A 625-nucleotide genomic window follows, 5' to 3' on the forward strand; every position below is an offset into this window, starting at 1 on the left:
TCCCCGGGCGGCAGGCTCCAGTCGATGGCCACCGACGCCGGTGTGGTGATCGGCTCGGCGATCGCGTACCGGCACGCCCTCGACGGGCACCGGTAGACATACTGGCCGTGACGCACGCCGTAGCGGCCCATCTGCGTGCCGGGCTTCTTCCACGACTGGATCGCGTCCACGACCTGCTCGCAGCTCGGGCACCATGCCTTCGGGCGCAGCCACTTGTCCCAATCCGGGCGCCGCCCCAGCGATTTGAGCCAGTACGCGATGTAGAGCCGGTCGCGGGACTGCGGCACCGGCAGGCAGGTGCGCGGCAGCACGTGCGCGGAATTCAGGGCGATGACCCGGGTCTCGTAACCGAGGTCCTGGATCTCGCGCAGCCACCGATGCCGGTCGTCCCACTTCCAGCACTGCACGACGTTTTCCATCACCCCGGCCAGCACCGGCTTGCCGCGCGCGGCCATCGCACGCAGATACCGGGGAATCTGCTCGACCAGCGCGCGGCTGCGCCCGGACGCCGGATCCTCGACGATGCCGAGTTCCTCGTCGAACCGGTACTGGTTGCTCTGGTCGAAGTAGCGTTTCTGTCCCTTCGCGTCCGTCCATTCCGGGCACGCCGGGCTCGCCCAGAACA

General features: G+C 68.8%; 1 pseudogene. It reads right to left on the reverse strand.

What is annotated here, in order from left to right:
* Positions 1 to 625 (reverse strand): annotated as a pseudogene (locus A5780_RS41510) (DNA cytosine methyltransferase); the annotation flags it as partial.

The organism is Nocardia sp. 852002-20019_SCH5090214 (assembly GCF_001665865.1).
Taxonomy (GTDB): Bacteria; Actinomycetota; Actinomycetes; order Mycobacteriales; family Mycobacteriaceae; genus Nocardia; species Nocardia nova.